The organism is Ferrimicrobium sp. (assembly GCA_022690815.1).
Taxonomy (GTDB): domain Bacteria; phylum Actinomycetota; class Acidimicrobiia; order Acidimicrobiales; family Acidimicrobiaceae; genus Ferrimicrobium.
In genome coordinates, this window is record JALCZJ010000016.1 from 45,713 (window position 1) to 53,341 (window position 7,629).

The 7,629-nt window shown below is 54.3% G+C and carries 5 protein-coding genes; all 5 read left to right on the top strand.

Going from position 1 to position 7,629, the window contains the following annotated elements:
* Nucleotides 1-2,686 precede the first annotated feature (2,686 nt).
* Nucleotides 2,687-3,997 (top strand): hypothetical protein, encoded by a 1,311-nt coding sequence (locus MP439_06540; GenBank protein MCI2975717.1) that lies wholly within the window; start codon nt 2,687-2,689, stop codon nt 3,995-3,997.
* A gap of 659 nt (nt 3,998-4,656) precedes the next feature.
* The gene (locus MP439_06545) at nt 4,657-4,830 is read left to right on the top strand and encodes a hypothetical protein (protein ID MCI2975718.1); all 174 of its coding nucleotides are present in this window, start codon (nt 4,657-4,659) and stop codon (nt 4,828-4,830) included.
* Between the two features lie 193 nt (nt 4,831-5,023).
* Nucleotides 5,024-6,163, top strand: coding sequence for a hypothetical protein (locus MP439_06550; protein ID MCI2975719.1), 1,140 nt, complete (start codon nt 5,024-5,026; stop codon nt 6,161-6,163).
* A gap of 369 nt (nt 6,164-6,532) precedes the next feature.
* Nucleotides 6,533-7,021, top strand: coding sequence for a YbjN domain-containing protein (locus MP439_06555; protein ID MCI2975720.1), 489 nt, complete (start codon nt 6,533-6,535; stop codon nt 7,019-7,021).
* A gap of 57 nt (nt 7,022-7,078) precedes the next feature.
* A partial coding sequence (locus MP439_06560) for a hypothetical protein (protein MCI2975721.1) occupies nt 7,079-7,629 on the top strand: 551 nt, incomplete at its 3' end.

The following is a 7,629-nucleotide window of genomic DNA, read 5'->3' on the forward strand; positions in this document are numbered from 1 at the left end:
GCACCACCTATCAACACCAATGGGCTAACCGCCAACCAATGCGACTTCTTCATTACACCTCCCAACGCCGAACGCAAACCAACGATATAAAAGTCGTCAAAACTTGAAATCAGCCAACCCTACTAATCAACAACCACGGCACAGTATGGTCCGCCTCTACTCATTTCCGCGTCATCAATGACACGATAGGTCGTCATCGACACTTGACACACCGGTATTGTCGGTTGACAGAGCACCAAACTTTAACGGTTAATCAGTATTCTCGCTGAACGGCCCCTTGTTATCGCTGAACTTTGGTGCAGTCGACTTCCGTCCGATTACGGGCTCTATTGACATTCATGTGGATGCCCAGACCCCATCGAGGTTTCATAGCCCCAGTTCAGTGAGGGTATTTGGGGCGGAAATAGCCGCACATGTTAGCGGACATCTAAAACTGCACAGTGGCGGACAAATAATTGCACGGTGACGGACACCAAAACTGCACGCACATCTGGGCCCTGGTTCAAGGTGGACTACGAGTACATCGTCGAGGCGCGACAGCGAGAACATCGGGTTTGCCAATGGCATCCCGGGAGCGCGCCCAAGCATCCAGCATCTTGAGCAATGCACAACCCTAAGAATTGGAGTATCACCATGTCCAGTGCCAATGCGAATAGCAAAGTTCACCCGAGTGTGGGGTCAAATCCCCGTTGCCCTACGATAGCGTGCCAAGTCTGTCAGAGTAGCTTTGGCCCCTCCGGGAGGAGAACCTAGGCTCAGATGCTTGTCAGGCCAATGCCTATCGACGACGTCGCAGTGGAATGACTTGGCAAGTCAGGGTCCCCAAGTTACAACCACGTCGGGAGATCGCCGTCTATGTGTGCGATACCTGTGGTGAGCGCTCTCTTGGAGAACAACGCTGCACACAGTGTCACACCTTCATGCGACGAGTCGGAATCGGTGGGCATTGCCCCTCGTTTGAGGAGAGCATCACAATCAGCGAACTCGTCGGCACTGGGTTTATCGTCGAACCCTAGCCACGAACGTTGAGATGGTCCCCAAACCTGTGCCTAATGTCGCTCTGGCTACTACAGCGGTTGGTGGCATTTGTGCAGCAATCATACCCGATTGGTCAACCGGCTAGCAACTGGGTCCGAAGACAATTTTGAAGTGGTCCGTACACAACTTTGCAGCATATCTCAACGAGCTAACGCACATCCTCACTGACATCGCTGGAAGTTGCAAGGAGGAGACATGCTAGAAGCTGTTGTTGACACCGCGACAATCAGGGACGCATCTCGACGGGTCCGCGTGATATCCAGAGGCTGTCGCCTTACTTTTTGGGTGGACGGGACGCCCAAGTGGCGCAACGATGAGCTTCGCCGAGGGGTATGAGAGCGCAAACACCGATCGCTTGATACCCAATTCTTACCGCCAACCTGGTGGGGCCAGATTAGTCAAGCGTTTCCAATCGCGAGTGGAACCAGTGGAAGGAGCGTCGCGCCGAGTAGCCGCTTGAAGCGCAGCGGTTGCGAGACGGGGTGTGGTCACTGCTGATGCACGACGGTTACCGCATGCGCCTCAAGTCGTACTGAAATATGTTTAATTGTGGTGAGAGAACTGCGCCAGCGGCTTTACGCATCGGCGAGAGAACCCAGCCTTGCTTGGGTTTTGGAGTTTCGCCGTGTCATCCAAACGGATTACACGTCCCGACGAATCTTGGTGATTACGACACAAGCTTTGTTGAGATCGACTAGAGCTGTAATCATCTGTTGGTGGCCATGTTGCGGTAGTGCCGAATGGGAGGGGACTATGAAACTTAAAACCATCGCTTGGGGGGTACCAGCAGCATCCTTGAGTCTGGGGATCACGGGATTAGCTGACGGCAGTGCATTGGCTTGGGACCACGGAGTTTTTTCAAGCACCCTCACGGCCTCCAAACCATACTCTTCTGCGGCGGGTCAAGCTGGAAGTTCCGCGCCCAACTGGTGGTAGGTTCCGGCGGTCCTAACCCTGCTACGTTTGACACGTGTTCGCATCTCGGTGAATCGCAAATGTCTGAATTGTGGTCTACTGGGAGTTACGGCTGGGTGGGCGTCTACGCAGGAGGGTAGGATGCCTATTGCCAGAACTTCCCCTCTGCTAGCTGGTTCAATGCCAATGAAAGTCAGGGGTGGTTCGTTGAGCCCCTATGGGCTGGCCCACAGTCACAGTGCAGTGGATATTCCGCATTCTCAAACAACCCCTCCACTGCCTACTCACAAGGCGAACAGCAGGCACACCTCGCCTACACTGCCCTACAGGATGAGGGCTTCGATGTCAGTGGAGGTGGTGTCCCGATTGTCTACGATCTAGAAAAATTCACCCCCAATGGGACAGGATACAAGGTGGCAGCTGAACAATTTATCTAAGGTTGGGATGCCACGTTGCCTCGTCAGTTGCCCCACGCGTGTACGGGTCTCAGCCGGAGGTTCTTTCATAGCCAACCTCGCCGGTGCTCCGGCTCCCGCATTCATTTGGGGATCTGACTGGGGCACCGGTTCGAATCCAGCCTACCTTCCTCCCATCCCGAATGGGGATTGGAACAACAACCAGCGTCTCAAGCAATACCAGGGTAACGTGTCGATACCGGTGGGTGGTGGCTCGGCTGTAGTCGACCTTGACGAGGCCGACGGGCCTCTCTGTTAGAGTTATTGGGGAAGTGCTAATGTCAAAGCCCTTAAATCGCAAACTACTCTTATCTGGCGCTGCCGGGGTCTTGGTGATTGCAGGACTCACAGCGTTTGTCCTCAACAATGGCCATGATCGTCCTACCACATCCCACTCGGTCGCGCACGAGCCAAAGGGGACCAGGGGCAATCGAGCGAGCGCCAAGTTGAGTGCGGCGGCCACCAACCCCGCTTCATCGGCGACACCTCCGCAGTTCGCAGCCCTCGGTCATGACTGGCGAATAACTCCCTCAGGCAAGCTTTACATCTCTACAAATGGTCAGACGTACTATCCGGTAGATCCGCCCAATCTGGTCCCCCAAGCGGCCTCGGCGGCGACCGTCGTGGTGACAGGTTCGACCGTCATGGTGTACCCCATGCCACCCCAATCTCAGGTCAACCCACAGTTAAGCGTCGATGTCTCTCATGATGGCGGATCGACGTGGAGTGAAGTCCAGCTGCCAGCTGCGTTCACTTCTGGTCCTGCAGACGGGCAGTTCGTGGTGTCTCACGGATCAGTCGTCGGCTTGTTGGTCAACGACGAGACAATGCCGGATTTCCTGCAAGGGCAATGGTACCCGACGAGTAACGATGGCACCTCATGGACGGAGTACCACACGCTACATAATATCGGTGGGAGCCAGATCACCCAAGTGGGATCTACGCTGTGGCTTCTCGCTGGCGCGGCACAACAACAACTAGATGAAAGCACTAATGGTGGTGTCTCCTGGAGCGCTGTCCACTTTCCGGGTGAGTCACTCGATGAGAAAACCGGATCTGGTTGCCTCTACCAGGTGTATCCGTCCATCGCCGGTGAACTGCCTTCTGGGCAGACCGTTATGGTTACCTCCAAGGGACCAGATGGTGGGTGCAACGGCAACCTGCCGGTGACAACCGCAGCTTACGAGAGCGCCAATAACGGCGCCACCTGGCAGGAGATCGCGTCCTTCACCGGGATAGGGCAGGCTATCGAAGGTCCACCTTTAGTAGCCTTAGTAGGAGGCGACTCGATCTGGGTGACACCAGACCTTAACGGCCAGCCTCAATTGGTACGTTTCCAATCAAATGGCTCCTACAGCTTGGTCTCCGATCCTCCTGGGCCGTCAGGTGCGAAGTACTTTGGACCATCTTCGCTCTTCGTGAACGCTCAAGGTCAACTTCAAGTTACGCTGGCAGGGCAGGTCGACATTCCATCACCGACCGCTCCGAGAGTCACCGCGACCTACGTCTCCTCAGACCAGGGTAAGACTTGGCGGAGGCTCCCCGTCCGATTCCTAGCCAGTGGCTCCCCCATCCCAAAGCAGCCTTAACGCACCTCGGCAACCGAGAGCGTACCGTGCGAGGCAGAACTGAACCGGCGAGATTGCCATTACACGATCTTGCTGCCCGAGTGCAGTCAGACGGCACGAGAGTCTATCTTCTGGTCAGCATCCGCAGTTTGGTAGCGCCGGGGTGGATGAGACCTAGGGCTGCTTCCTGAGACGAATCGATCCTGCCATAACCACCCCTTGTGACGAATGTTGGGTTTTATGTTGGGTCAATGGGGATCGTAGCAGTGATAAGATTCAGATTAGGCCTCTGAACTGGTAGAATGTGGCTGGCGGGCCAGGGCTCGAACCTGGAACCTCCTGATCCAAAGTCGGCTTATAAGTGACTCAGTTCTGGCCACCAGTTTGCATCAGTGCAGTTCAGAGAGGGTGAGATTGTCATGGCTTGTCGGGATTAGTCACGACTGCGCAGGATTTCGTGACATTTTTCGTGACACGAAGCGGGTCTGTGATTGAGTCGCAGGCAACGGCTACACCGCTGGCCCAAGGCCCATTTCGTGGATAGAGCATTCTTAGCGATCATCTTATAACCAGTGAGTGGACGATTGCTTCAAGCGAAGACGGCTGGCTCCATCGCTACTGTGAACCTATGCTCTACAAACCACACTGGTCGTTACCAGACTGCGGACTTGAGAGCCAAGGTGCTTTCGTCCAGTAGCTCGACCTACAGCTTGGGCCTTGAGTCAGCAGCGCTGCAGGCTCCCGATGCTCTTATCGGGGAGTTTGCGGCGGGCACCGCTCAGCATTCTCTTGGGCTTGTGGATCTCACTGAGGCACACCTGATGGAATTCGCACACACTGATACTGAGACCTAGGGCGGGATGGTTGTCTTGAGCGACCCAGGGAGATATATCAATACTGCACTCAAAGAACACCTAGCAACAAATGTCGAGGACGCGGGTTCGATTCTAGCTGCGTGCACCATCAATCCCAAAGTATGTGTAATCACAGGATCCAAGAGACATCTCTCTGAAAGGACCTGTATTCAACAAAGTAAAGGAGTAACAGATGACTAAGCGACTGATCAAGGCCATAGCTCTCACCCTCGGTGCCGGCATTCTGTTGACGGGCTGTGGCCTCGTTGGTGCCAAGCCAACGACTGGAGCCTCCGTCGTTGTGGTTGGTGCCAATGAGTCCAATGCTGCCCCCATTAATGATGCCCTCGCCGCCGATGGCGAACTTACCGGTCTCGTAGCAGCTGACGCAATTATCCACTTCGTGGTTCCAGATGGGACTCCAACAGTGGCCCCAATGTCATTCAACCTCGCCCCACAGGGAAATAACAGCCTCATCAGGAAGGAGACGACAGCCCTTGAGCAATCAAAACTTGCAAAGTACCTTGGTACCCTCGATGCCACTACCCCGCAGAACAACCCTCTCTATGCGTTGAACCTAGCCGCTGACTTGTTGCATGGAAAATCAGGAGCGGGACCGCGTGAGATAATCGTGATCAACTCTGGACTTAGTTCGGTGGCCCCACTAGGGTTTCAAAACGGCATCCTTTCGGACACTCCATCCCAGGTGGTGAGTCAACTACGGTCAGCAGATGAGCTACCGGACCTATCGGGAATTTCAATCGACTGGTTAGGTCTCGGCGATGTAACTGGGCAACAAAGCCAGCTCACAATCGCTGACCAGGGTGACCTCAAGGCAATCTGGATGGCTATCTTGACGGCGAGCGGAGCCAAGACCACGAGCTTTAACACCTCCCCTCTCCCCGGTGTCGCATCCTCAACTCTGCCACCAGTCACGCCAACTCCCGTGGGTGGGCTTGGATCGATCTCTGGGCAGATGGTGAGTGACCTTGGAAGCACTAGCGTCCATTTTGTCCCCGGCGAGGCGACTTACCTCAATCCAGCTCGAGCAGGTGGCGTGTTGTTAAATCTCGCTACACAGATCACCTCAGGAGGCTATACCAAGATCACAATCACTGGTACAGCAGCGCTACCAGGTTATCGAGCACTTTCTCTAGCCCGAGCTCAGTCAGTCGCAACCACCCTAGAACACGATGGCGTACCAAGTACAGATGTCACCATTGCAGGAGTTGGAACTCATTTTGACGGGTTTGTTCCTGATGTGATCAACGGCGAGTTCGACAATACCCTAGCCGAGCTTGATCGCCTTGTCATCGTCAAGGCCTCCAAGTAAATCTCTGCAATCGGTAATATCGCACCCTGCGACAGCTCTAGTAACTGTATCACTCACACAGACAAGGCGAGAGGAGGTGAGAAAGTATGTACAACCCAGAGAAGGACCCGCCAAACATCCGCAAAGAGACCAAGCCGCATGAGTCTCGGAAGGTAGATGCCAAGACGGCAAAGTTTGCCGGCAAGGTTGCCCTAAGAGGTAAGTAAAAGACCAGGAGAAGGGGCTCGAGGATCTCAAACCAGATAGAAAGCTTTTGGATCTTCGAGCCCATCTACAGAAAATCTCCCCAAAACCTGTAAGAAGACCCCGCTGTAGGACTCTCCCTCTTGGAATCCAAGAATGGGATCGATAAGAAAGTAGGCAAAACAGATGTCAGAAGCAAAGCTCACGACAGAACGCATCACCAAAGTCCTCAAGGACCTCGACTTGCACTATTTGGTTGATGAGGATGGCGACGTAGTGGCCCCCTTTAGTGCCGAGGCAGAGGTGTACAAGATCTGGTTCATAGTTAGCCTCCAGGGTGACCTCGATTGCCGGGTCACGCTCGATAGGACGATCGAGTCCGATCAGTGCCCGAGGGTCTTGAGCATGCTCAATGCCTGGAACCTGAAGTGTCGTATGCCAAAGGCCTTTCTGCGCTGCGATGACAACGGCCGTGGGAGGATCATTTTACAACACTTCTCTCTGCTGGAGCCAGGAGTCGACGACGAGTTGCTTCTCCATCTGCTGGAAGTAACCATAATGGCGATCGGACAGTCTGTTACCTGGATCGCAGGTGAGTTCGCCTCCCTTCCCAAGGAGCTCGGTGACTCGCTTGGTTTCGATGACCTAGAGAGAATGTTTCACGAGCGTGCTTGAGACCCCCCCTAAAACCTTGGTGTAATATGGCCGTACAACACGTCTGAGGGAGGGACGATGGACCAGGACCACGGGTGGGAGACGTTTTTCGCCGCGGACAAGAGAGTGCTTGAGCGCTATTGCCATATTAAATTTCGTTCTTGGGGTACTGCGAACGTCGATGACGCTATCCAAAATGCATGGATTAGTGTTAGTCAAAGACTTTCGCGTTCCTGTCCTGACTATCAGATTGAGCAGGTTGGGGGCGTATGGCGCACCGGTGATATCATTAACCTGACCAGCTTTTTCCTCCGAGCTGTGCACAACGCATTGACAGGTGCATATAAGAAGGCCTTTCCGGGGAGATCAACTGACTTTGGGGAGGAGGATGTCAAACAGTCAGACAGCGATGACGTTGACAAATTCCTAGCCGCCGAGTCGCTGGTGATCTTGAGGGAGAATTTGCAACGTCACCTCGAATACCTAGCTTCGGGGAGAGCAATCGCCAATGGTGACCCTTACGATCACAAGAATGCAGCGAAGGTGGTGCTCCATCGGATACTCACCGAGATTGTGAATTCACCTGATGGAGAGATACCAGACTACTTCGCCAACAATAGAACCTTCCA